Consider the following 22,310-nt stretch of genomic DNA (forward strand, 5'->3'; position numbering starts at 1 on the left):
TCGAGATGTGTTGAAGTTCGGCCTGGTCACCGGCGCCGCACTCGCCGGCATGCCCGGTTGCAGCGCGGTGCCGCGCCGACCGGATCCGGGCACGCCACCCGTCCGTGGCGGGGTGTACAGCCACGGCGCCACCGGCGGTGGGCTGAAGGACACGCTCGAGCCGTACTTCCCGGTCACCAACCCGGACATCAGCCGCTGCCTGCAGCTCTACGAGCCGCTCCTGCGGTGGGACGCGAACTACGAGATCGAGCCGTCGGTCGCCGAGTCGGTCACCCCGAACGCCGACAACACGCAGTGGACGGTGCGGATCCGCGACGGCGTGGAGTTCCACCACGGCAAGACCGTCACCGCCGAGGACGTCATGCACAGCCTCGCGACGGTCACCGACCCGAACAACACCGGGTCGGGCGGCACGGAGCTCGCCACCATCCTGGAGCTGAACAACTCCACGGTCGTCGACCCCCGCACGATCGTGCTCCGGCTGAACTCCCCGTACGCGGTGCTCGACCAGCTGCTCGCCGAGTACACCGTCGGGATCATCCCCACCGACTTCGACATCTCGCACCCGGTCGGCACCGGGCCGTTCGCCTACGAGCACTTCGTGCCCGGGCAGCTGTCCCGGTTCGTGCGGCACGAGAACTACTGGGACGGCCCGGCATGGGTCGACGAGCTGTTCATCTACGACTTCGCCGACGACGCGGCCAAGGTCAACGCCCTGCTCGCGGGCCAGGTGCAGAGCATCGACAACCTGCCCAGCTACCTCGCGGGCACGATCGAGCAGCAGGGAGCGTCACCGCTGGTGTCCGAGACCGGTGCCTGGGTGCCGTTCACGATGCGGGTCGACGTCGCTCCGTTCTCCGACGTCCGGGTGCGGCAGGCGCTGCGACTCATCGTCGACCGGCAGCAGATGATCGACCAGGCGCTGGGCGGCTTCGGCATCCTCGGCAACGACCTGTACGCCCCGTTCGACCCGGCGTACGCGAGCCACCTGCCGCAGCGCATGCAGGACATCGACCAGGCCAGGTCGCTGCTGCGCCAGGCCGGGCAGGAGAACCTCGACGTCGAGCTGGTCACCTCCACGGCCGTCGGGGCAGGTGCGGTCGAGTCGGCCAACCTGTTCGTCGAGCAGGCCCGCAAGGCGGGCGTCACGGTCCGGCTGAACAAGGCCGACGCCAACGTCTTCTACGGCGACCGCTACCTGTCCTGGAACTTCGCGCAGGACTTCTGGAACACCCGCAACTACATCCCGCAGGTGGCCACGTCGTCGGTCAAGGGCGCCACCTACAACGAGACCCACTTCGAGGACCCGACGTTCACCGCGCTGATCGAGCAGGCCAAGCGCGAGCCGGACCCGGCGCGGCGCAGGCAGCTCCTGCACGACGCGCAGGAGATCGAGTACGACACCGGCGGCTACATCATCTGGGGCTTCAAACGCCAGCTCGACGCCTACTCCAACCTGGTGCAGGGCCTCGAACCGCACCGGTACCTGCCGTGTTCGAACTTCAGGTTCTCCCGAGCGTCCTTCGTGAGGCAGCCATGACCGACCTCGTGACGCCGAGTCCCGCAACCGAGACCACGGCGAGCGCGCCGGCGCGCCCGGCGCCGGCCGGTTGGCCCTGGCTGATGTGGTTCGCCCGCCGGATCGGCCTCGCCGTCCTGACGCTCTGGCTGTGCTCGGTGCTGGTCTTCTTCGCCACCGCCGCGCTCGGCGACCCGGTACGCGCGATCCTCGGCAAGGACTACGCCAGCAGCCCGGAGCGCGTGGCCGCGCTGCAGGCCGAGCTCCACCTCGACCGGCCCGTGATCGTCCGGTACTTCGAGTGGTTGGGCGGCCTGCTCACCGGCGACCTCGGCAACTCCGTCGCCAACGGGCTGCCGGTCGGCGAGCTGGTCGGCGACCGGATCGTCAACTCCGCCGTGCTGGTGCTCGTGTCGGCGATCGTCATGATCCCCGTCGCGTTCGGCGTCGCGATGATCTCGGCCAACCACCGGGGGAAGCGCACCGACGGCGTGATCCAGATCGTCATGATCACCCTCGCCGGGCTGCCCGAGTTCGTGGTCGGCATCCTGCTGGTGGCTCTGTTCTCCACGACGGTGCTGCACCTGCTGCCCGCAGTCACCATCGCCGGCGGGGGCGCCCCGCCCTGGTTCGCCCCGGCCTCGATGGTCCTCCCGGTGCTCACGCTGGTGATCGCCGTGGCGCCGTACGTGGCCCGGATCGTCCGTTCGAGCCTCCTGGAGGTGCTCGACTCCGACTACGTCGAGCTGGCCCGGCTCAAGGGCGTGCCGGAACGCATCGTGATGCGCAAGCACGCGCTGCTCAACGCGATCGTCCCGGGCATCCAGGTGATCGCGCTGCAGTTGGCGTGGCTCGCAGGCGGCATCGTGATCGTCGAGTACCTGTTCTCCTACCCCGGGATCGGGGCGAGCCTCGTCGACTCCGTGCGCAACTCCGACTTCCCGATGGTGCAGGTGCTGGCCATGGTGATCGCCGCGGTGTACGTGGGGGTCAACCTGATCGCCGACGTCCTGTCCATCCTGTTCACCCCGCGAGCGAGGACGGCGATCGCCTCATGAGCATCGCAACCGCAACGCGTCGAATCGGGCGGCAACGCCGCCTGGTCACCGGCCTGGTGATCACGGTGGTGATCACGGTGATCGCGATCATCGGGCCGTGGCTCGCCCCGTACGGCGAGAACGAGATCGTCGGCAAGCCCTTCACCATGGAGGGCTCATGGCTGGGCACCGACTACCTCGGCCAGGACGTGTGGAGCCGGGTGCTGGCCGGCGGCGGCTCGATCCTGGTGATCTCCGTGCTCGCCACCGTGCTCGGCATGGTGCTCGGGATCATCATCGGGGTGGTGGCCGCGTACTCCGGCGGGTGGCTCGACGAGGCGATCATGCGGCTGAACGACGTCGCGCTCGCCTTCCCGCAGATCCTCCTCGCGCTGCTCGTGCTCACCGCGGTCGACCAGCCGGCCGCGTGGATGATCGTGCTGCTGGTCGGCTTCTCGCACGCCCCGCGCGTAGCGCGGGTGGCCCGCGGGATGGCGCTGGGCATCGTGTCCCGCGACTTCGTCCACTCCGCGGAGGCGCTCGGGGAGTCGCGGCTGCGGGTGATCGTGGCCGAGGTACTGCCCAACATGAACGCGCCGCTGCTGGCCGAGGCCGGGCTGCGGCTCACGTACTCGATCGGCATGGTCGCCGGCATCGGCTTCCTCGGATTCGCCGCCAACCCCGGCGCGGCCGACTGGGGGCAGATGATCAACGAGAACCGGTTGGCCCTGCTCGTGCTGCCATGGGGCGTGTTGGCGCCCGTGATCGTGATCGGCATCTTCACCGTCGGCACCAACCTGATGGCCGACGGCATCGCACAGCTCGCACGGCGGGGTGAGTAGATGAACGTCCTCGAAGCGCGCTGCAGCCTCACCAACCTCCGGGTGGCGCTCAGCGGACGTGCCGTCGCCGTGGACGTCGTCGACGAGATCAGCCTCGAGCTGCACCCCGGCGAGGTCGTCGGATTGGTCGGCGAGTCCGGCTCCGGCAAGACCACCGTCGGCACCGCGCTCCTGGGCTACTGCCGGCACGGCGCGGTCATCGAGCGCGGCACCCTGATGTTCGAGGGCCAGGACATCCTGGCCATGCCCTGGGAGCAGGTCCGCGAGAACCGCGGCATGAAGATCGCCTACGTTCCGCAGGACCCGGGCGCCGCGCTCAACCCGGCGATCCGGATCGGCCGCCAGATCGTCGAGCTGCTGGAGCTGTACAACGTCGGCACGGCCGAGGAGCGCCTCGCCCGCGCGAGGGCCGGGCTACGTGAGGTGGGCCTGCCCGACGACGACGAGTTCCTCGCGCGCTACCCGCACCAGCTCTCCGGCGGCCAGGTGCAGCGGGTCGCGCTGGCGATGGCGTTCCTGCCCAGGCCCAAGGTGCTCGTGCTCGACGAGCCCACCACGGGCCTGGACGTCACCACCCAGGGCATGGTGCTGCGCACCATGGCCGAGCTGTGCCGCAGCTACCAGGTGGCGGCCCTGTACGTCACCCACGACCTGGCCGTCGTGGCGAACATCGCCGACCGGGTCGCGGTCATGTACGCCGGGCGGATCATCGAGCTCGGCCCGAGCGAGTCGCTGTTCTCCCAGCCGGCGCACCCGTACACCCGGGCGCTGCTGGACGCCATCCCGCACCTGTCCCGGGCCCGCGCGCTCACCGGCATCCCCGGCAGCACGCCGGGGCCGGGCCGCCGCCCGTCCGGCTGCCGGTTCCACGACCGCTGCGAACACGTCCAGGACCGGTGCCGGGAGATCGACCCGCCGGACATCCGGGTCGGCCCGGACCACACCGCGAAGTGCCTGCGCATCGGCGAGATCGGCACCTGGGACATCAACCGGGGCAACGTCGCCGACACCGACCCGAGCAAGAAGCGGGACATCATCCTCAGGGTCGAGGACCTGCGGGTGTTCTACGGCCGCAAGGAGGTCGTGCGCGGCGTCGGCTTCGACGTGGGCAAGGCCGAGGTGGTGGCGCTGGTCGGCGAGTCGGGCAGCGGCAAGACCACGATCTCCCGGTGCGTCGGCGGCCTGCACGAGGAGTGGACCGGCGACCTGACCTTCGACGGGCGAGCCCTCGGCAAGGGCGCCCGGGCGCGCAGCGTGGAGGACCGCAAGCGGATCCAGTACATCTTCCAGAACCCGTACCTCTCCCTGAACCCGCGCCTGACGATCGCCCAGATCGTGGCCCGGCCGATGGAGCTGTTCGGCATCGCCAAGGGCAAGGCCGCCCGGGACCGGGTGGTGGAGCTCCTGGACGCGGTGGCGCTCGGACCGACCGTGCTCGACCTCCGCACCGACCGGCTCTCGGGCGGCGAGCGGCAGCGGGTGGCGATCGCGAGGGCACTGGCCGCGGAACCCGACCTGCTGGTCTGCGACGAGATCACCTCGGCGCTGGACGTGTCGGTGCAGGGCTCGATCGTGGCGCTGCTGGAGGACCTCCGGAAGACCCGCGGGATCAGCATGCTGTTCGTCACCCACAACCTCGCCCTCGTCCGTTCGATCGCGGCGCGGGTGCAGGTGCTCAACGGGGGCGAGCTCGTCGAGTCGGGGTTCGTGGTCGAGGTCCTCGACTCGCCGCAGCAGGAGTACACGAAGCGGCTGCTGAGCAACTCGCCCGCGGTCGGCTGAAGGGAGCCGGGGGTTGAACCGGAAAGTCATCATCACCTGTGCGCTGACCGGTGCCGGGGACACCGTCGGCCGGTCCGAGCACGTGCCGGTCACCCCGGAGCAGATCGCCGCGTCCGGCATCGAGGCGGCCCGAGCGGGGGCGGCGATCGTGCACGTCCACGTGCGGGACCCGCGCACCGGCGCCGGCTCGCGCGACGTGGCGCTCTACCGGGAGGTGGTGCGGCGGCTGCGGGAGAGCGACGTGGACGTCGTGATCAACACGACCGCGGGCATGGGCGGTGACCTCTACCTGGACCCGCAGGACCCGTCCGGGTTCGCCGAGGGCACCGACCTGGTCAACGGGATCGAGCGGCTCGCCCACGTCGAGGAGCTGCTGCCCGACATCTGCACGCTCGACTGCGGCAGCCTGAACTTCGGCGAGGGCAGCCTGGTCTACGTCAGCACGCCGGACATGCTGCGGGCCGGGGCCAAGCGGATCCAGGAAATCGGGGTGCGGCCGGAGCTGGAGATCTTCGACACCGGGCACCTCTGGTTCGCCAACAAGCTCCTGGACGAGGGCCTGATCGACCCGCCCGGCATGTACCAGCTGTGCATGGGCATCCCGTACGGCGCCCCACCCGAGCCGGCCCTGCTGGCGGCCATGGCGGCGCAGATCCCGCCCGGCGTGGTGTGGGCATCGTTCGCCCTCGGCCGGATGCAGATGCCGTGGGTGGCGCAGTCGGTGCTGCTCGGCGGGCACGTGCGGGTGGGGCTGGAGGACAACCTCTACCTCGGGCGCGGCAACAAGGTCAGCAACGCGGCGCTCGTCGCCAACGCGGTCACGATCATCGAGGCGATGGGCGCCGAGGTCGCCACGTCGGACGAGGCGCGGGAGATCCTCTCCCTGCGGCCCCGCACATGACCGACCGCATCACTCCGGAGCGGGTCCGCACGGTCGCCTGCATCGGGGCCGGGGTGATCGGCGGCGGCTGGGTGGCCTACTTCCTGGCCCGCGGGTTCCGGGTGCGCGCCTGGGATCCCGCTGCCGACGCCGAGGCACGGCTGCGCACGCTCGTAGAGGCGGCCTGGCCCGCGCTCACGGAGCTGGGCCTCGCGCCCGGCGCGAGCGGGGACGACCTCACCGTCACCCGTGAGCTGGCCGAGGCCGTGGCCGGCGCGGACTACGTCCAGGAGAGCGCCCCTGAGCAGCTCGACCTCAAGCGCAGGCTGCTCGCCGACATCGACGCGGCCACGCCCGAGCACGTCGTCATCGGCTCGTCCACCTCCGGCTACGGCATGACCGAGATGGCGGTCGACGCCGTGGGCGGGCACCGGCTGGTCGTCGCGCACCCGTTCAACCCGCCGTACCTGATCCCGCTCGTCGAGGTCGTCGGGGGCAAGCGCACCGCGGCCGACGTCGTCACCTGGACCGCCGACTTCCTCCGGCACGTCGGCAAGTCGGTGATCGTCATGGACCGGGAGGTGCCCGGCTTCATCGCCAACAGGCTGCAGGAGGCGCTGTGGCGGGAAGCCCTGCACATGGTGGCGAACGGCGAAGCCACCCCCGAGCAGATCGACGCCTCGATCACCGAGGGCCCCGGCCTGCGCTGGGCCTTCCACGGGCCGATGCTCACCTTCCACCTGGCGGGCGGCCCCGGAGGCATGGCGCACATGCTCGACCACTTCGGGCCGTCGCTGCTGTCGCCCTGGACGCGCCTCGAAGCGCCCGAGCTCACGACGGAGCTGCGCGACAGCGTGGTGGCCGGCACCGAGGAGGAGGCCGCCGGGCGGACCATCGCCGACCTCGTGCGCGAGCGCGACCGCCTGCTCGTCGACGTGCTGCGGGTGCTCGGCAAGGTGCCCGATGGCGCCTGAGACCTCGCTGCAGCCCTGGCGCGAGGACGTCCGGCCGGAGTGGATCGACTACAACGGCCACCTGTCCGAGGCCTACTACGTGCTGGTGTTCGGGCACGCCACCGACGCCGTGATGTTCGGGCTCGGCATCGACCCGCCCGTCACGGGCACCTCGCTCTACACGGTCGAGGCGCATGTCCGCTACCTCGACCAGGTGCTGCCGGGGGCGCGGCTGGAGGTGCGGACCTCGGTGATCGGGGTGACCGCCAAGTTGCTCTGGCTCTGGCACGAGATGTGGTCCGACGGTCGGCTGCGCGCCACCGAGGAGGTGCTCACCGTGCACGTCGACGCCGGGGCCGGGCGGTCCAGCCCGTTCCCGGACGAGCTGCGCTGGCGACTCGAGGCGTTGCGGGTTCCGGTCCCCGAGCACGCCTCCCGGCGGATCGCGCCGGGGTGAGCGGCCTGCGCAGGCGGAGTGGCCCGGACCCGCGGCCCGGATGATCACCGCGACGCACGGGAATCCACGGAGGACCGTGTCGTCTGCCGCAGGGATGCGAGGTGACGGGATGTGCCGCTGGCTCGGCTACTTCGGCAGCCCGATCCTGCCCAAGGAGCTCGTCTCCGACCCGGAGCGATCGCTCATCGAGCAGAGCAGGCGTGCCGGGCCGCACATGACCGCCGCGAACGGGGACGGGTTCGGCCTGGGCTGGTACGGGCCGCGGGACGGCCCCGCGCTGTTCCGCAGCACGATCCCCGCGTGGGGTGACGAGAACCTGCGCGAGCTGACCGCGGCGATCGAGTCGCCGCTGTTCCTGGCGCACGTCCGCGCCACCACCGGGACGCCGGTGCAGCAGACCAACTGCCACCCGTTCCGCTACGGGCGCTGGATCTTCGTCCACAACGGGTACGTCGCCGACTACCTCCGGCTGCGCCGGGAGCTCCTGTTCGCGATCCGGCCCGACCTCTTCACCAACATCAGGGGCTCGACCGACTCCGAGCTGATGTTCCACCTCGCCCTGACCTTCGGTCTCGAGGAGGACCCGATCGGCGGTCTGGAGCGGATGGCGGGGCACGTCGAGGCGCTCGGCGCCGCCCACGGCGTTGCCGAGCCGCTGCAGATGACGATCGGCCTGTCCGACGGCGAGCGGCTCTACGCCGTCCGCTACGCGAGCGGTCCGGTCGTCAACACCCTGCACGTGAGCGAGGACATCGAGGCGGTCCGCCAGCTCTACCCCGCCGACCAGCGGTTCGCCCACTTCGGCGACGACGCGCGCGTGGTCGTGTCCGAGCCGCTCGTCGCCCTGCCGGGGCTGTGGCACGAGGTGCCGCCGTCCAGCGCGCTGGTCATCCAGAAGGGCCCCGACGAGGAGCGGCCGTTCCGGCCGCGGAGCGCGTAGCCGGTCGTGGCCGCCCCGGTCAGCCGCCGAAGTCCTGCACCCAGTAGCCGCCGTCCGGGGCGTAACCGACGCCGATGTGCGTGAACGCGCAGTCCTCGATGTTCGCGCGGTGTCCCGCGGAACGCATCCACACGTCCATGACCTCGGCGGCACCGGCGTAACCGTGCGCGAGGTTCTCGCCGGTGACGTTGCCGTAGCCCGCGGAGCCGATCCGCTCGTCCGAGGACGTCCCGTCGCGATCCTCGTGGTCGAGATAGCGGTGGCGCGCCATCTCCGAGGCATGTGCCTGGGCGACGGAGCGCAGCCGCTCGTCGGCCTTCACCGGGGCGCAGCCCGCCTGCTTCCGGATCGCGTTGGTGCGCGCGATCACGTCCGCGGCGAGACCGCGCGCCGCGGCCGCGCCCTGCGCGGCGGGTGCCGCGGCCGCGCCGGCTCCACCGGTCAGCGGGCTGATCAGCAGTGAGCCGACGAACAGGGAACGAGTGCGATGCCGAGAACAGTGCCGGAATGGCGCCCGAGGCTGACCATGCCGGAAAGCTAACAGCGGGCTCAGGACCCGAAAGAGAAGTCGGACGTCGTCCGGACAGGAGCGCTGACGGTCACTCCGAGTGACCGACAGCCGGGTGCGGGGCCCGTCGCCCTCCCGCGGGAATGGGAGCTGCACCGTCGGAGTTGGTCTGCACGTGGTCGCCGGACGTTCAGGGGTGGGGCTTGCGCTCGCGGTGGTATCCGCCGTCACGTTCGGGCTGTCGGGGCCCTTCGCGAAGGCGCTGACGGACGCCGGCTGGTCGGCCAACGGTGCCGTGCTCGTCCGGATGGGCGGGGCCGCGGCGGTCCTGCTGGTGATACTCGCGCTGATCCGGCCCGGCGTGCTGGCCGCGGTGCGCGCCGACGGCCCCGCCCTGGTGCTGTACGGCGTGCTCGCGGTGGCAGGCGTGCAGGTGGCGTTCTTCAACGCGCTGCTCTACGTGCCGGTCGCGGTCGCACTCCTGCTGGAGTTCCTCGGCCCGATCCTGGTGCTCGCCTGGGTGTGGCTGGTGCGCAGGCAGCGGCTCGGCCCGCGCACGCTGCTCGGCGCCGTGGTCGCGCTCTTCGGGCTGTCACTGGTGGTGCAGATCTGGACCGGCGTCGAGCTGCGCTGGGAGGGGATCGCCTGGGGTCTCGCCGCCGCGGTGTGCCAGGCGTCGTACTTCCTGGTCGCCGACCGCGCAGGCAGCGCCACCCCGCCGCTGGTGCTCGCCGGCGTCGGGATGACCATCGGCACGGTCGTCGTGGCCCTCCTCGGCGTCGCGGGCGTGCTGCCGATCGTGATCGACACCGCCGCGACCGGTGTGCTCCTCGCGGGCGTCGATGTCGGGTGGCCCCTGGCCGCCACACTGCTGGTGCTCATCTCGTCGGTGATCGCCTACCTCGCGGGCGTGGCCGCGATCGCCCGCATCGGTGCGCCTCGCGGCTCGCTGGTGGCGTTGCTCGAGGTGGTCGCCTCCGCGGTGGCCTCGTGGCTGCTGCTGGGTCAGGTGCCCACGCCGGTGCAGGCGGTGGGCGGGGCGCTGATCCTCAGCGGCGTCGCCATGACCATCACATCGCGGCGCCCGGCCCGCGCCCTCGAAACCCAGATCTCACCCGTCGCCTGAGGCGGCCGGCGGCAGCCGAACCGCGGCGGTACGTCCGCAGGCCAGGACCGCGGTCACGGCGGGGAACAGGAGTAGGCTGCTGTTGCAGAAGGATTTCAGACGCGGCCTCAGGATCGTTGTCGTTCTGCCCCGACGCCTCGCCTGACTCCAGGCCGAGCTGCGACAGAACGGAAGCCGGCGATGATCACGTTTCTCGGGGCAATCATCTTCGTGACGGTCGTCATGATCGGTGCGCTCGACCGCAACAGCGGCCTCGGGCTCCTCCAGAAGTACGAGTCGCCGTGGCACGGAGGCCCCCGACGCACCCCGTCGAGGCCCGCAGGCCGACGACGCCGAGCCCGCGACTCCTGAGCGTCCCGCTACTCGTTCGGCCGGGGCGGGTCGGGCAGTACACCCGAGATGACGGCGCCGCTGACGATGTCCCGGGCGAGGTCGCTGAGCCGTCGCTGGCGGGACCGCGCCGCCGCGCGGAGCAGGGTGAACGCCTGATCGAGTTCGATCCGGCCGCGTTCGGCGAGCATGCCCTTGGCCTGTTCGATGATCACGCGGCTGTTGAGCGCGCCTTGCAGTTGCTCGGCGAGCATCTCCTGGCGGCGGAGGGCGCGTTCCTGCAGGATGCCGATGGTGGCCACGTCGGCCAGCGCCTGCCCGACCCGGAGTGCGTGCGGCGAGAGCTCGCCGGGTGTGCTCGCGAACAGGTTGAGCCCGCCGATCGTCTCCGAGCGCAGGCGCAGGGGAAGCGCGTGCACGGACCGGTAGCCGGCTTCCCGCGCGTGCGCGACGAAGCGCGGCCAGCGGGCTTCGTCGTCGAGGTCGGCGACGACGACCTGCCGGCTGGTGTGGAAGCAGTCCAGGCACGGACCTTCGTTGGCCTGCAGTTGGAAGAGCTCGACGAGGTGCGCCTGCTCGGTCGAGGAGGACACCACCCGCAGCGTGCCGCGCTGGTCCGACAGCATCAGACCGGCGGCGTCGACCGGTAGCAACGCGACGCTGTCGTTGCACAGGCGGTGCAGCAGGTCGATCACGTCGAAGTCGGTCACCAGGGTGTCGGCAAGGCTGACGAACGCCTCCGTCAGTACCCTTTCGCGACCCTCCTGCCCGGCGTCCGTCATGATTCCTCCTCCTCGGCTGTGAACCGCAGGCGTCGTGCCACGACGTCCCGGGCGATGTCGTCGATCGATCGGTCGTGCACGAATGCGTAGGCGCGCAGCCTGCTCAACGCCGTTTCGGCGGGCACGTCCAGCTGGGCCATGATCATCCCAGTGGCCTGGTAGACCGAGGTGTGGTCCAACGGCGACCCGGTCAACCAGCCGTGCGGGTCGGCGCCGTTGTCCGCCGGGTTCGCCTGCGCCGGACGCTGTGGCGGGTCACCGGCCCGGATGCCGAGCAGCGCCCACAGCACCGCGTCGGCGGCACGCAGCGCGCCTGCCAGGTCGTCGTCGTCGAGCATGCCGGGCTCGTCGCGGTACAGGTCCAGGACCCCGACTCCGATCACACCGACCTGCAGCGGGAGCACGAAGGCGGCACGGACCGGTGTGCGCCGGGCCGCGGCGGCGAAGATCGGCCAGCGGCTGTCGGTCAGCTCCATCAGGTCCGGGACGAGCACCGGTCGGCGCTCCGTGAACGCCTCCACACACGGTCCCTCACCCAGGCGGAACTGCAGCTCGTCGAGATGGGTCGCGACCGCGTCGCTTGCGAAGATCGGCTCCTGGCGGTCCGGGCCCGCCATCATCGTCACGGCAGCACGGCTGACCGGCAGCAGCGCGAGGCAGGCCTCGCAGATCCGCCGCGGTGCCGCAGCGCCGCCTTCGGCCACGATGTCGGCCAACAGCTGCGTGAGTCCGCCCGGCTCAGCCATCGCCGGTGCCCTGCAACCGGGGCACGACCGACTGCGTCGACCACATCCAGCCCGACCACATCGCCACCAGCTCCGTCTCGCCGGGCTGGTCGGCGCGGGCCCTCGACACATCGACGATGCGATCGACCCGCCCCCGCTCGGCAACCTAGGCCGCCACCGTACTCCTGTGTCGAGCCGGCGAGCCGGTACTCGCCGATTCACCGACGGGACGGTCGGCATCCTCGACGTGTGACGAACCGACGTGTGACGAACCGCAGTACGGTGTGACCGCGGCGTGGCGCTTGTCCGGTCTCGCCGGACTCGCGAAACTGCAGATGTGAGTGAGAACCCGGTGGGCCTACGGCTCGACGACGCGGGATTGGCGGCCGAGCTGCCCCGACCCGACCACGCGCAGGACCAGATCCACGATGTGCCCTTCCGGCCGGTCGAGTTCCGCGATGACGACCTGCCGACCGCACTCGAACGGTCCGCCGTGTGGTTGCGGCGCGTTCAGGAGTGGCTGGGCGAGCCCGTCGATGTGATCGCCGTCCACCTCGACTACAACGACCAGGACGGCGCTCCGTACTACGAGGTCAAGCTGCTCTGCAACGAGGAGGACCTGGCGGGCGCGCCGGTCGCGATGCGGGAGGCCGCGCAGCCCGCGGGCTGAGGGGGTCGGCCCGTCGTCGTCACCGGGAGGACGACGACGGGCCCGGCCGGCTGTCAGCTCGCGGCGTTGAGCTTCGCGAGGCGGGCGGGCGTGGGCCAGCGCACGTCGCGGGCCCATCCCAGCTTCTCGAAGGCCTGGATGAGACGGGCGGACAGGTCGATCTGTCCCGCCTGGACCCCGTGACGGGCACAGGTCGGGTCGGCGTGGTGCAGGTTGTGCCATGACTCGCCGAGGGACAGGAGCGCCAGGGGCCAGAAGTTGGTCGCCTTGCCCTGCGCGGCGAAGGGACGCTCGCCGATCATGTGGCAGATCGAGTTGATCGACCATGTGACGTGGTGCAGCACGGCCACGCGGACCAGCCCGGCCCAGAAGAACGCCGTGACGGCACCCCAGAACGACATGGTGATCAGGCCACCGAGCAGGGCGGGCGCGAGCAGGCTGATCACGGTGAACAGCGGGAACAGCCTGCTGATCCGGGCGATGTCCCGGTCGGCGAGCAGGTCGGGGGTGAAGCGCTCGGCGTTCGTGCGGTCCTTGCCGAACAGCCAGCCGAGGTGGGCGTGGAAGAAGCCCTTGGCCAGCGCGACGGGAGTGGTCCCGAACAGCCACGGGGAGTGCGGGTCGCCCTCCTTGTCGGAGAAGGCGTGGTGGCGGCGGTGGTCGGCCACCCAGGTGATGACGTCGCCCTGCAGGGCCATGCTGCCCGCGATCGCCAGTCCGGCTCGCAGACCACGGTTCGCCTTGAACGCCCGGTGGGTGAAGTGGCGGTGGAAGCCGACGGTGACGCCGAAGGCGGACAGCAGGTAGAAGCCGACGGCGATGCCGACGTCGGTCCAGCTCAACGCCCAACCCCAGGCCAGCGGTATGGCCGCGAGCAGCGCGAATGTCGGGACCAGGGTGAAGATGTAGACGAGGGCGCTCTCGCCGGGCGGGCGCCGGCCGTCGAGGACGGGTTTGGCGCCGCCGGGTCGTGAGACGCCGGTGGGTGGCGCGCCGCCACGGGCGGTGGACGCGGGGGTCGACGTCGTCATATCGAGGTTCTCCTCGGTGAATCGGATGTGCAAGGCAGTGGTGTGCAAGGCGGGGGTGCCGCGCTGGTCCGGGCGGCAGCGAGGGCCGTTCGACAGGCCCGGCGGCGGGACGACATCCGCGGGCGTCCGGGGGCGTCCCGGCAAGGGATACCCGGAAATCGACAGATGTAGCACTACAGCTGACGCTACGGTCTAGCGCTACGATGTAGACACTACGGTGTCGCGGTCGGATCCTCCACCGATGGTGGGGCGGGACACGATGCCGGGTGCGGAGGTGAGCGACGTGGACGGTGACACCGACCGCGGTGCAGGAGCGCCCGCCGCCCCCGCCAGGCGACGGGTCAGGCGACGCACCGGGCTGTCCCGGGCCGACGTGCTCGGCGCGGCGCTGGCGCTCGTCGATGCCGACGGGGTCGAGGCGCTGTCCATGCGCCGCCTCGGCGCGGCGCTCAGCCGTGACCCGATGCGGCTGTACCGCTACGCCTCCAGCAAGGAGGACCTGCTCGACGGGATCGTCGAGTTCGCGATGGCCGAGCTGCCGGTCCCCGCCACGCCGGCGGACGGCGACTGGGAGGAGGCGTTGCGCCGCGCTGCGCACGCCTTCCGGGAGCTCGCCCTCGCCCACCCGCATCTCGTCCCGCTGATGGCGACCCGGCCGCTGGCCACCCCGCTCGCCACGCGCCCCCTCGGCATGTTGCGCCCGCTCGAGGCCTTGCTGGACCTGCTCATCCGGGCCGGGTTCGACGGTGGCGGCGCGTTGCACGCCTACCGGCTCTACGCGGGCTTCCTCTACGGCCACGTGCTCAACGAGCTGCAGGAGCGCGCGCACGGCCCGGACGAGGGCGACGACCTGCTGCGGCTGGGTCTGCACCGGCTGCCGGTGCCCGAGTTCCCGCGGTTGCGCGCACTCGCCGGTGAGCTCGCCGCATACGACGGCGAACGCGAGCTCGACGAGGGCCTCGACGTCATCCTCACGGGCCTGCGACCGCGGACGACGGTTTCGCCAGAGAATGCGTCGAGTTCCATCGGCGTGCTGAACGCGAGCGAATTCGCTCAGGAAAGCGGCCGAATCGGCGGTCGCGAGCCGCCGGCGGGTGTATCGTGAGACTTGTCGGGTTCAGCCAGTGCACGGGCGCTCGAGCCCATGTCGTCCTCGGCGAAATTCACGGGACGCCCGCGTCCGAGGACGGAGCACCGACATGACGTCGGATTCCACCACCCGAAGCATTCCTTCGATCGACGGTCACCCTCAACTGCGGCTGCGGTTGAAACCGCCCGGACCTGTCACCGGCTTCGTCGACGGTGGATGGTGGCCCCGCTCGCGTGACCTTCCGGCCGAACTTCCGGCGCTGCTGGCCGTGCTCGCGGTCCGGATGGGGCCCGTCGAGAGCGTGAGCTACAACCTCGACGCATGGGGCCCCACGCCGCGCCGGATCACCATCGACGGCCGGCTCGTCCGGCTCGCGGGCTACCGGTCGCAGAACCCCGCCACGGTCGACGTCCTGAGCGCAGCACACCTGGTCACGCTCTTGGTCGTGGCGCCCGACGCCGCCCCGGCGTCCGCGCACGGCGCGCTGATGGCAGCGGGCCATCGAGGCAACACCGACCGCGTCGACGCGCTGCTGCTCGCAGAGCCCGTCAGCGCCTGATCTGCCATATCCACGGAGGAGTCAATCATGGAAAGCAACGGCAAGAACTACATCTCACTCTACGAACAGCGCATCCAGCTGGTCGCGTCTGCCTTGACGCAACACTCGAAGCTCAGTGAGAAGGACGCATCGGATCTCGCGGTGCACGTGCTGTACGCCATCGACCACATTCCGGAGAAGGTGCGGTAGATGGGAAGCGGTGAAAAGCGGCGGATCACCCGCAGGAAGTCGCCCGACGCCGGGCAGGTACCGGAGTCGAGAAGCCCACTGCCGTGGCGCAACGACCCGTCCGAGGGGGTGAACCACGTCGCTGACGCGAACGGCAAGCCGGTGTACGACGGCCCCGACGCGGCCGAGATGTTCCGGCTGTACAGCGCCGAGGCCGACCGGGAGCCGAGTCGCGAGTGACGCCGTACTACGCCGTGCTCGGCGGCCCGTCGGTGGCCAGCTGCGCCAGGAGGAGCGGCACATCGACCACGGCGAAACGCACGGAGGCGTCGCTGGCCCCGTACGGCAGCAGGAGCCGGTCGCCGTGCAGGAGTGCGCCACAGGAGTACACGACGTTGGGCACGTAACCGTCGCGTTCGTCCTCGCGTGGCCGCATGAGCGGTTCGCGCAGCGCGCCGATCACGCGGCTCGGTTCCTCCAGGTCGAGCAGCAGGGCACCGATGGCGTACTCGCGCATCGGCCCGACGCCGTGGGTGAGGACCAGCCAGCCCGCGTCGGTCTCGACCGGGGAGCCGCAGTTGCCGGTCTGCGTGAGCTCCCACGCACGGCTCGGGACGTGCAGCGTGCGCGGTTCCCCCCACACGAAGCCGTCGGATGACGTCGCGATCGCGTTGGTCTCCCGGTCCCACCGGGAGAGGGCGACATGCCGCCCCGCGACCGTGCGGGGGAACAGCGCCATCCCCTTGTTCTTCGCGGCCGGCCCGGCGAGCTGGGATATCCGGAAACGCCGGAAGTCGGAGGTCTCGATGAGCTGGGGCGCGACGTGGTCGCCGTCGAACGCGGTGTAGGTGGCCCGGTAGGTCGGGCCGCCGTTGTCGGGGACGACGCGGACGAAGCGGGCGTCCTCCATGCCCCGCGCCTCCGAGGGGCCGCGCGGCCACAGCACCCGCTCGGCGATCGTCGACCGCGACGAGAACGCGATCTCGTAGCTGCAGCGGGCGATGCGTCGCGCGCGGTCCGCGGTGCGGGCGCCGCCGTGCCTGGTGACCCGCTGCCTCGTCAAGGCCTCGACGGCCCGGTCCAACTCCTGCTCACCGAACCGGTCGGGGAGGCTTCCGACGAGGAACGACGCGCTCTCCGCATCGGAGCCGTCCTCGGCGAGCGCCGCCGCGAACAGCACCCTGTCGTGGACGGCCGGCCCGGTGCGGCCGGTCTCGATGTGTGGACCGGGGGCGTCCAGGGACAGTTCGCGTCCGCGACCGAGGACACCGGTGCGGAACTCGATCGACGACAGGTGACCCTCGCCGACCGCGCGCAAGGACATGACGAACCGGACGTGGCCCTCGGGCAGACCGGACTGGTCGGGATGCGCCACGACCGACGGGTTGAACAGCGCGGCTGCTTCGATCGAGTACTCGTGGGTGAACCACGCCCCGATCAGCATCCGCCGTTCCTCGCTCGACGCGTCGCGGTCGGGCACCCGGTGGGCGATCTCCTCGTAGTGGGCCGCCAGCACGCCCTGCAGATCCCGGTGCCGGCCCGCGTAGCGGGCGAGAACGCCCCGCAGCGTGGAGCGGACCTCTGCTTCGGGGAGCGCGCGGATCCGCGCCAACACGCCGGTGGCCCGGGACTCGGTCGCTCCCACGAGCTCGTGGCCGGGGACGAACAGCCGGGCCAGCACGCGCGCCGGGTCCGCCGTCAGCGCGGCGTCGAGGCGCGTCACCATGCCGGCCGTCATGCCTGCGCCCCCAGGAGCGCCCGGGCCTGCTGCAGGGTCGACATCAGGGCCAGGGTGGACTCCGCGCCCTGGTTCTCGTTGCGCCCGTAGCGCTCAAGGCCGTCGCAGCCGCCTCCGCTGACGGGGTCGTACAGGGACTTCGCCGTGTCGTTGGCGCCGAGGAACCAGTCGGCGGAACGGGATATCCCGTCGAGCCAGCGCTGCTCACCGGTGATGCGGTGAGCCCGCGCGCAGGCATCGGCGAGCGCGGCCGCCTCGATCGGCTGCTGGTCGTAACCCGCCCCGCGGTCGCGTGGCCCGCGGCCGGCCGCGGGAACCAGCGAGAGGTGGCCGTGGCGGGTCTGCAGCTCGATCAGCCAGGCGAGCAGCCCCAACCCGTCGATGATCATCGCGGACACGCCCAACGCGTCACCCGCCACCAGCAGCGCCTCGGGCAGCACGGCGTTGGCGTAGGTCAGGCGTGGTTCCGGCCAGGGCCAGTCCGCTCGGGGAGCGGGCCGCCCGATCGCGACGGCGGCGGCGGCGAGCAGGTCCAGCGCGCCGACATGGGTCGGTTGGATGGAGAGCACCTCCGCGGCGCCGAGCGTTGCGAAGGCCATGGTGCGGGGCGACGGCGAACGCCACCGCGCACCGCGCTCGAACGCGGCGAGCGCGCGCGGGTCCCGGGCGGCTGTGCCGAGCGCCCAGAGCGCGCGACCCCAGCAGTCCTCGACACAGGGTGCGCCCCGGAAACGCAGGTCGGTGCCCCGGCGGTTGCGGAACCGGCCGTCGTCGTCCTGTGCGGCGAGCACGAACGACAGGTAGTGCTCGCGGAGGTCGTCGTGCGCGGGCCCGCTCTCGCGCGAGACGACCACCAAGGCCCTGGCCACGTCGTCGAGGCAGTAGCCGTGCTCGCGCCGCGGCGTGGTGCCGCGGGCGTGCTCGTAGACACCGCCGGCGTCGGTGAGGCGCCTCAGGTGGGTGAAGGGTGGCGAAGGGATGTGGTCGTACCGGGTGGGCGCACCGATCGACACGCTCACGACGTGACCCGCACCGGTGCGGTGACGAGCGACTCCGCGATCTGCCGGTAGCGGGAAGCGACAGCGCCCCACAGCAGGCCCGGGGCCTTCGAGGCCGCTCGTTCCGCCATTCCGTCGGCCAGCTCCGGCTCGCCGAGCGCCCGGCGCAGTGCGGCCTCCAACGCGACGGGGTCGCGTTGCGGCACCACGAGCCCGGTCCCGTCGCCCAACAGCTCGACGGCGTGCGGGAACGCGGTGGAGACGACGGGACGGCCCGCAGCCACCGCTTCGATGAGCACGCCGGAGGTCACCTGCTCGTGCGAGTCGTAGGGCAGGAGGACGACATCGGCCAGCTGCACGAGCGCGGCGAGCTCGCCGACCTCGAGGTACCGGTCGTCCAGCTCCACGACGTCGGCCACGCCCCGGTTGTGCGCCCGCAGCACCAGGCTCTGCCGGTACTCCTCGCCGTCGCGCTCGAGCACCTTGGGATGCGTCTTGCCGATGACGAGGTAACGGGGTCGCAGGTCGCGCAGGCCCGGCAGCGAGTCGATCGCCCACTCGATGCCCTTTCCCGGTCCCAACAGACCCCAGGTCAGGACGAGGGGGCGATCGGTCGCGAGCCGTTCGGCCCGGGCCGCCTCGGTGTCGACCGGACCGTGGTCGATCGCGCCGTGCGGGATGACGACGACGGCGTCGGGGTCGGCGCCGTAGCTCGCCACCAGCCGCTGCCGCGCGGTCTCGGTCATGGTCACGACGACGTCGGCCGACTCGACGAGCCAGCGCAGGATGCGCCGCTGCCGCGGGGTGGGCTCCTTGAGCACGGTGTGCAGCACGATGATCGTCGGCACCGTCAGGCCCGCCACGATGTCGATCACGTCGCAGCCGTCGGCGCCGCCGTAGATCCCGTACTCGTGCTGGACCACGACGGCCCCGAACCCGTTCAGGTGCAGCGCCGCCTCGGCGGCGCTGCCGGCGGATCCGTTCACCACGTGCGCCGCGACCTCGGCCCCGGGATGCGACTCGGCCCGGTCGACGACCCGGACGATCCCGGCGGTCCCCGGCCGGCGGTTCAGCTGCTCGGCGAGGGCGGAGCTGAACGTCGCGAGCCCGCACTGAGTCGGGGGATAGGTGCTGAGGATCCCGATCGTCGCCGGTCGCGACGCGTCGCCGGGCAGGCGGGGAGCCGGTACCGGGGGTCGCTGGATCGTGGTGGGCACAGGTGCTCCTGACGTCGACGGAAGGTGCGGGCGCCGCGGGTGTGCCACGCCGTCGGGACGGCGGTGGCACCGGCGGGTCGAACGTCGTTCGCTCGGGACGGCTGCGAGGACGGCTGCGAGGCGGGCCGGCTCAACGAGCCCTGTGCGCGGACGCCGGCGCGTCACCGACGCAGACGCATCCCCGGCTCAGCGCGCCGGCGATCGTCGCCGTGCAGAACCTGGTGCCGATCGGGTCGTGCGCATCCCGGTCGTGCGGACATGCGGCACAGCGGAGATCCGTGCCGCCCTCGGGAGCAGACGTGGTGGACGACGTGGACAGTGCCCGTGGGGCATCGGTCGGAGAAATGCGCTGTTCCTGACTCATGTGGTGGCGGACCCGGATCCCCGGGTGTGCAGGTCAGGCGAGTGGGAGTGCGGCCACTGCGGTGCGGCTACTGCTCGGGCCGGCGGGCGCGGCGAGGCACTCCGAGCGTGATGCGCCGGCCGCTCATCGGAGCCACCCCCTGTCCTCGACCCTACGGCAACGCCTGCGTGCGGATCCGGGCAGCTCACGTCGCCGCGCGCCGTCGCCGGGCGAGGAGTTGTGCGGTGAGGCGCCCGGAACCGCACTACGGCTCCATCACGTCCAACAGGCCTTTCAAGGGCGACGACGCGTTGTCCCGGCGCCAGATCGCCGCCAGTTCCAGCCGGGGTGCCGCGTCGGTCAGGGGGCGGAGGAGCACGCCGTGCCTGCGTAGCGCGGTTGCCGAGGACGGGACCACCGCGAGGCCGGTTCCGGCGGCCACCAGGCCCAGCACGGTCTGGATGAGCCACACGCCGCGTTGGGCGATCCGGGGTGTGACGCCGGCGTCGGTGAACAGGGCGGTGACTGCGGCGTGCAGCCCGGGCACGTCGTGCCGTTCCGGCAGGACGAAAGGTTCGTCCGCGACGTCGGCGAGGGAGATCGCGCGCGCCGCCGCGGCGGGGTGTGCCTCGGGGAGGGCGAGGAGGAGTTCCTCGGAGGCGAGCCGGCGCTGGTCGAGGTCCGGGTCGGAGACGGGCAGGTAGAGCACGGCCAGGTCGAGGCGGCGGTCGTGCACGGCCCGCAGCAGCGCGTCGGGGGCCATCTCGCGCAGGGTCAGCTCGACGGCCGGGTGCGTGGCGCGGAACTCACGCAGCAGGTCGGCGAGCACGCCGTTGATCGCCGAGGGGACGAACCCGACGGCGAGCCTGCCGACGGTCCCGTCCCCGACGCTGCGCACCATCCGCACGGTCTCGTCGAGGTCGGTGAGCAGCCGGCGGGCCTCCGGCAGCAGGGCTGCGCCCGCGGCGGTGAGCCGGATGGTGCGGCGCGAGCGGTCGAAGAGCGGCGTGCCGATCTCCTTCTCCAGGAGGGCGATCTGCTGGCTGAGCGGGGGTTGGGCCATGTGCAGACGCTGGGCGGCGCGGGTGAAGCTCAGCTCCTCCGCGACCGCCACGAAGTAGCCGAGCCGCCGGTAGCGCACGGAGCAGATCCTATATCCGGATCGTTTTGTTCCAGAGCAAGTAGATGTTGGACATATGAGTGGAGGCCGTGGTCAGCTCGGCGCATGTCCACACTCGCCGACCGGGTCACCGTCGACTCAGCCGTTCTCGATGTCGCCGAGGCGGTCTCACGGATCGAGGACGGCGCCACGCTCATGGTCGGCGGCTTCGGCCTCGTCGGCGCCCCGCTCACGCTGATCGAGGGCCTGCTCGCGCACACGACCGCCGGGAACCTGACGATCATCAGCAACAACCTCGGCGAGCCGGGCCGCGGCCTGGGCAGGCTGCTCCTCGAAGGCCGGGTCCGCAAGGCCGTCGGTTCCTACTTCACCAGCAACCCCGACGTCGTGGCGGCGTACCAGGCCGGGAAGCTGGAGATCGACCTGCTGCCGCAGGGCACCCTCGCCGAGGCGATCCGGGCCGGCGGCGCGGGCATCGGCGGTTTCTACACCCGCACCGGGTGGGGCACCTCGCTCGGCGAGGGCCGCGAGGAGCGGACGATCCGCGGCGAGCCGCACATCTACCAGGAGAGCCTGCGGGCCGACGTCGCGCTCGTGCGGGCGCGGGCGGCCGACGAGCTGGGCAACCTCGTCTACTCGAAGACCGCCCGCAACTTCAACCCGGACATGGCGACCGCCGCCGACCTGGTGATCGCCGAGGTCGACGAGGTGGTGCCCGTCGGGGCCCTCGACCCGGAGGCCATCGTGACCCCGCACCTGTTCGTCGACGCTGTGGTTCTCAGCGACACGGTCGTGCTGAGCGGAGCCGCGCGATGACCGACATCCAGAACCGGATCGCCGCCCGCGTCGTCCCGCACATCCGGCCCGGCGCGGTTGTCAACCTCGGCATCGGCATCCCCACCCTCGTCGCCGACCACCTGCCATCCGGCCACGCCGCCCACCTGCAGACCGAGAACGGCCTGCTCGGTGTCGGTCCGACCCCGGCACCGGACCAGGTGGACCCCGATCTCGTGCACGCAGGCAAGCAGCCGGTCACCGCGCGGCCCGGCGCCTCCTACTTCGCCAGCTCGGCGTCGTTCGGCATGATCCGCGGCGGGCACGTCGAGGTCGCGGTGCTCGGGGCCCTGCAGATCGACGCGGCCGGCCGGATCGCGAACTGGGCCATCCCCGGCAAGCCGGTGCTCGGCGTCGGCGGCGCGATGGACCTGCTCGTCGGCGCCCGGACCGTGGTGGTGGCCACCACGCACACCGCGAAGGACGGCTCGCCGAAGATCGTGCCGGAGTGCACGTTCCCGCTCACCGCCCAGCGGCCGGTGGACGTCGTCGTGACGGAGGCGGCGACGTTCCGCACGGATGCCGCGGGCCTGGTGCTCGTCGACCTGGCCGCCGGGACCGGCGTCGACTGGGTCCGCGCCCACACCGCAGCGCCGTTCCGGGTCGAGCTGGAGGACGGCCTGCTGCCGCAGGCAGGCCACTGAACGCCTAATTCGGTCGC

At 71.6% G+C, this 22,310-nt stretch carries 25 protein-coding genes; 16 read left to right on the top strand and 9 right to left on the bottom strand.

All coding sequences use genetic code 11. From position 1 onward, the window contains the following. The first annotated feature begins 7 nt into the window (after positions 1 to 7). The 8 genes from FHX44_RS32665 (at position 8) to FHX44_RS32700 (ending at position 8,410) form a co-directional block, all read left to right on the top strand. Positions 8 to 1,540 (top strand): ABC transporter substrate-binding protein, encoded by a 1,533-nt coding sequence (locus FHX44_RS32665; protein ID WP_246170712.1) that lies wholly within the window; start codon positions 8 to 10, stop codon positions 1,538 to 1,540. Next, positions 1,537 to 2,577 carry an ABC transporter permease gene (locus tag FHX44_RS32670; protein ID WP_147259303.1) on the top strand — a complete coding sequence of 347 codons (1,041 nt, stop codon included), beginning with the start codon at positions 1,537 to 1,539 and terminating at the stop codon, positions 2,575 to 2,577. The genes FHX44_RS32665 and FHX44_RS32670 overlap by 4 nt, the downstream gene beginning before the upstream one ends. Further along, positions 2,574 to 3,398: an ABC transporter permease gene (locus FHX44_RS32675; RefSeq protein ID WP_147259304.1), complete on the top strand. Its 825-nt coding sequence runs from the start codon at positions 2,574 to 2,576 to the stop codon at positions 3,396 to 3,398. Before FHX44_RS32670 ends, FHX44_RS32675 begins: the two co-directional genes overlap by 4 nt. After that, positions 3,399 to 5,180 carry an ABC transporter ATP-binding protein gene (locus FHX44_RS32680; RefSeq protein ID WP_147259305.1) on the top strand — a complete coding sequence of 594 codons (1,782 nt, stop codon included), beginning with the start codon at positions 3,399 to 3,401 and terminating at the stop codon, positions 5,178 to 5,180. Between the two features lie 13 nt (positions 5,181 to 5,193). Continuing rightward, positions 5,194 to 6,081: a beta-keto acid cleavage family enzyme gene (locus FHX44_RS32685; protein WP_147259306.1), complete on the top strand. Its 888-nt coding sequence runs from the start codon at positions 5,194 to 5,196 to the stop codon at positions 6,079 to 6,081. Next, a complete protein-coding gene (locus FHX44_RS32690; protein WP_147259307.1) occupies positions 6,078 to 7,034 on the top strand; it encodes a 3-hydroxyacyl-CoA dehydrogenase NAD-binding domain-containing protein in 957 nt (318 codons plus the stop codon). The genes FHX44_RS32685 and FHX44_RS32690 overlap by 4 nt, the downstream gene beginning before the upstream one ends. Further along, positions 7,024 to 7,470 carry a thioesterase family protein gene (locus FHX44_RS32695; RefSeq protein ID WP_147259308.1) on the top strand — a complete coding sequence of 149 codons (447 nt, stop codon included), beginning with the start codon at positions 7,024 to 7,026 and terminating at the stop codon, positions 7,468 to 7,470. Before FHX44_RS32690 ends, FHX44_RS32695 begins: the two co-directional genes overlap by 11 nt. A 109-nt stretch (positions 7,471 to 7,579) precedes the next feature. Then, positions 7,580 to 8,410 (top strand): class II glutamine amidotransferase, encoded by an 831-nt coding sequence (locus tag FHX44_RS32700; RefSeq protein ID WP_147259309.1) that lies wholly within the window; start codon positions 7,580 to 7,582, stop codon positions 8,408 to 8,410. A gap of 19 nt (positions 8,411 to 8,429) precedes the next feature. Here FHX44_RS32700 and FHX44_RS42410 read toward each other — a convergent pair whose 3' ends face one another. Further along, positions 8,430 to 8,780, bottom strand: coding sequence for a CAP domain-containing protein (locus FHX44_RS42410; RefSeq protein ID WP_170309130.1), 351 nt, complete (start codon positions 8,778 to 8,780; stop codon positions 8,430 to 8,432). Positions 8,781 to 9,114: 334 nt separating this feature from the next. On the opposite strand from FHX44_RS42410, the gene FHX44_RS32710 reads away from it, so the two are divergent. Continuing rightward, positions 9,115 to 10,044: an EamA family transporter gene (locus FHX44_RS32710; protein ID WP_246170713.1), complete on the top strand. Its 930-nt coding sequence runs from the start codon at positions 9,115 to 9,117 to the stop codon at positions 10,042 to 10,044. 359 nt (positions 10,045 to 10,403) lie between these two features. On the opposite strand, the gene FHX44_RS32715 is transcribed toward FHX44_RS32710, so the two are convergent. Next, the gene (locus tag FHX44_RS32715) at positions 10,404 to 11,156 is read right to left on the bottom strand and encodes a GAF and ANTAR domain-containing protein (protein WP_147259312.1); all 753 of its coding nucleotides are present in this window, start codon (positions 11,154 to 11,156) and stop codon (positions 10,404 to 10,406) included. Next, positions 11,153 to 11,902, bottom strand: a complete 750-nt coding sequence (locus FHX44_RS32720) for a GAF and ANTAR domain-containing protein (RefSeq protein WP_170309131.1) — start codon at positions 11,900 to 11,902, stop codon at positions 11,153 to 11,155. The genes FHX44_RS32715 and FHX44_RS32720 overlap by 4 nt, the downstream gene beginning before the upstream one ends. A 316-nt stretch (positions 11,903 to 12,218) precedes the next feature. On the opposite strand from FHX44_RS32720, the gene FHX44_RS32725 reads away from it, so the two are divergent. Beyond that, on the top strand, positions 12,219 to 12,551 hold the full coding sequence (locus FHX44_RS32725) for a hypothetical protein (RefSeq protein ID WP_147259314.1): 333 nt from the start codon (positions 12,219 to 12,221) through the stop codon (positions 12,549 to 12,551). A 53-nt stretch (positions 12,552 to 12,604) separates the two neighbouring features. Here the strand turns inward: FHX44_RS32725 and FHX44_RS32730 are convergent, their stop codons facing one another. Beyond that, positions 12,605 to 13,582: an acyl-CoA desaturase gene (locus tag FHX44_RS32730; protein WP_147259315.1), complete on the bottom strand. Its 978-nt coding sequence runs from the start codon at positions 13,580 to 13,582 to the stop codon at positions 12,605 to 12,607. Positions 13,583 to 13,823: 241 nt separating this feature from the next. On the opposite strand from FHX44_RS32730, the gene FHX44_RS32735 reads away from it, so the two are divergent. The 4 genes from FHX44_RS32735 to FHX44_RS32745 all read left to right on the top strand — a co-directional run bounded on the left by FHX44_RS32735 (position 13,824) and on the right by FHX44_RS32745 (position 15,639). Continuing rightward, a complete protein-coding gene (locus tag FHX44_RS32735) occupies positions 13,824 to 14,687 on the top strand; it encodes a TetR/AcrR family transcriptional regulator C-terminal domain-containing protein (protein WP_246170714.1) in 864 nt (287 codons plus the stop codon). Between the two features lie 94 nt (positions 14,688 to 14,781). After that, the gene (locus tag FHX44_RS32740) at positions 14,782 to 15,231 is read left to right on the top strand and encodes a DUF5994 family protein (RefSeq protein WP_246170715.1); all 450 of its coding nucleotides are present in this window, start codon (positions 14,782 to 14,784) and stop codon (positions 15,229 to 15,231) included. 27 nt (positions 15,232 to 15,258) lie between these two features. Then, entirely contained in the window at positions 15,259 to 15,420 is a 162-nt protein-coding gene (locus FHX44_RS42415) for a DUF6307 family protein (protein ID WP_170309132.1), read from the top strand. After that, positions 15,421 to 15,639, top strand: a complete 219-nt coding sequence (locus tag FHX44_RS32745; protein WP_147259316.1) for a hypothetical protein — start codon at positions 15,421 to 15,423, stop codon at positions 15,637 to 15,639. It abuts the gene before it with no gap. Positions 15,640 to 15,646: 7 nt separating this feature from the next. Here the strand turns inward: FHX44_RS32745 and FHX44_RS32750 are convergent, their stop codons facing one another. From FHX44_RS32750 to FHX44_RS32770, 5 genes are all read right to left on the bottom strand, one after another. Further along, entirely contained in the window at positions 15,647 to 17,137 is a 1,491-nt protein-coding gene (locus tag FHX44_RS32750; RefSeq protein ID WP_147259317.1) for a glycoside hydrolase family 130 protein, read from the bottom strand. Then, entirely contained in the window at positions 17,134 to 18,156 is a 1,023-nt protein-coding gene (locus tag FHX44_RS32755; RefSeq protein ID WP_246170716.1) for a hypothetical protein, read from the bottom strand. Before FHX44_RS32755 ends, FHX44_RS32750 begins: the two co-directional genes overlap by 4 nt. Next, complete coding sequence (locus tag FHX44_RS32760) at positions 18,153 to 19,352, bottom strand: glycosyltransferase (protein WP_212612753.1); 1,200 nt, start codon at positions 19,350 to 19,352, stop codon at positions 18,153 to 18,155. Before FHX44_RS32760 ends, FHX44_RS32755 begins: the two co-directional genes overlap by 4 nt. Positions 19,353 to 19,482: 130 nt before the next feature. Beyond that, positions 19,483 to 19,716 (bottom strand): RGCVC family protein, encoded by a 234-nt coding sequence (locus tag FHX44_RS42915; RefSeq protein ID WP_212612754.1) that lies wholly within the window; start codon positions 19,714 to 19,716, stop codon positions 19,483 to 19,485. A gap of 244 nt (positions 19,717 to 19,960) precedes the next feature. Beyond that, positions 19,961 to 20,836, bottom strand: a complete 876-nt coding sequence (locus tag FHX44_RS32770; RefSeq protein ID WP_212612755.1) for a LysR family transcriptional regulator — start codon at positions 20,834 to 20,836, stop codon at positions 19,961 to 19,963. Between the two features lie 84 nt (positions 20,837 to 20,920). On the opposite strand from FHX44_RS32770, the gene FHX44_RS32775 reads away from it, so the two are divergent. Both FHX44_RS32775 and FHX44_RS32780 read left to right on the top strand, forming a co-directional pair. Beyond that, on the top strand, positions 20,921 to 21,631 hold the full coding sequence (locus FHX44_RS32775; protein ID WP_147259318.1) for a CoA transferase subunit A: 711 nt from the start codon (positions 20,921 to 20,923) through the stop codon (positions 21,629 to 21,631). Continuing rightward, positions 21,628 to 22,293, top strand: a complete 666-nt coding sequence (locus FHX44_RS32780) for a 3-oxoacid CoA-transferase subunit B (protein ID WP_147259319.1) — start codon at positions 21,628 to 21,630, stop codon at positions 22,291 to 22,293. The genes FHX44_RS32775 and FHX44_RS32780 overlap by 4 nt, the downstream gene beginning before the upstream one ends. Positions 22,294 to 22,310: the final 17 nt, after the last annotated feature.

The organism is Pseudonocardia hierapolitana (assembly GCF_007994075.1).
Taxonomy (GTDB): Bacteria; Actinomycetota; Actinomycetes; order Mycobacteriales; family Pseudonocardiaceae; genus Pseudonocardia; species Pseudonocardia hierapolitana.

Bases quoted from the DNA above. Each gene is read 5' to 3' on its own strand.
- FHX44_RS32740 (WP_246170715.1), top strand. From the start codon at position 14,782: ATGACGTCGGATTCCACCACCCGAAGCATTCCTTCGATCGACGGTCAC.
- FHX44_RS42915 (WP_212612754.1), bottom strand. From the start codon at position 19,716: ATGAGTCAGGAACAGCGCATTTCTCCGACCGATGCCCCACGGGCACTG.
- FHX44_RS32735 (WP_246170714.1), top strand. From the start codon at position 13,824: ATGGTGGGGCGGGACACGATGCCGGGTGCGGAGGTGAGCGACGTGGAC.
- FHX44_RS32730 (WP_147259315.1), bottom strand. From the start codon at position 13,582: ATGACGACGTCGACCCCCGCGTCCACCGCCCGTGGCGGCGCGCCACCC.
- FHX44_RS32670 (WP_147259303.1), top strand. From the start codon at position 1,537: ATGACCGACCTCGTGACGCCGAGTCCCGCAACCGAGACCACGGCGAGC.
- FHX44_RS32720 (WP_170309131.1), bottom strand. From the start codon at position 11,902: ATGGCTGAGCCGGGCGGACTCACGCAGCTGTTGGCCGACATCGTGGCC.
- FHX44_RS32695 (WP_147259308.1), top strand. From the start codon at position 7,024: ATGGCGCCTGAGACCTCGCTGCAGCCCTGGCGCGAGGACGTCCGGCCG.
- FHX44_RS32700 (WP_147259309.1), top strand. From the start codon at position 7,580: ATGTGCCGCTGGCTCGGCTACTTCGGCAGCCCGATCCTGCCCAAGGAG.
- FHX44_RS32780 (WP_147259319.1), top strand. From the start codon at position 21,628: ATGACCGACATCCAGAACCGGATCGCCGCCCGCGTCGTCCCGCACATC.
- FHX44_RS42415 (WP_170309132.1), top strand. From the start codon at position 15,259: ATGGAAAGCAACGGCAAGAACTACATCTCACTCTACGAACAGCGCATC.
- FHX44_RS32680 (WP_147259305.1), top strand. From the start codon at position 3,399: ATGAACGTCCTCGAAGCGCGCTGCAGCCTCACCAACCTCCGGGTGGCG.
- FHX44_RS32675 (WP_147259304.1), top strand. From the start codon at position 2,574: ATGAGCATCGCAACCGCAACGCGTCGAATCGGGCGGCAACGCCGCCTG.
- FHX44_RS32775 (WP_147259318.1), top strand. From the start codon at position 20,921: ATGTCCACACTCGCCGACCGGGTCACCGTCGACTCAGCCGTTCTCGAT.
- FHX44_RS32690 (WP_147259307.1), top strand. From the start codon at position 6,078: ATGACCGACCGCATCACTCCGGAGCGGGTCCGCACGGTCGCCTGCATC.
- FHX44_RS32715 (WP_147259312.1), bottom strand. From the start codon at position 11,156: ATGACGGACGCCGGGCAGGAGGGTCGCGAAAGGGTACTGACGGAGGCG.
- FHX44_RS32745 (WP_147259316.1), top strand. From the start codon at position 15,421: ATGGGAAGCGGTGAAAAGCGGCGGATCACCCGCAGGAAGTCGCCCGAC.
- FHX44_RS32750 (WP_147259317.1), bottom strand. From the start codon at position 17,137: ATGACGGCCGGCATGGTGACGCGCCTCGACGCCGCGCTGACGGCGGAC.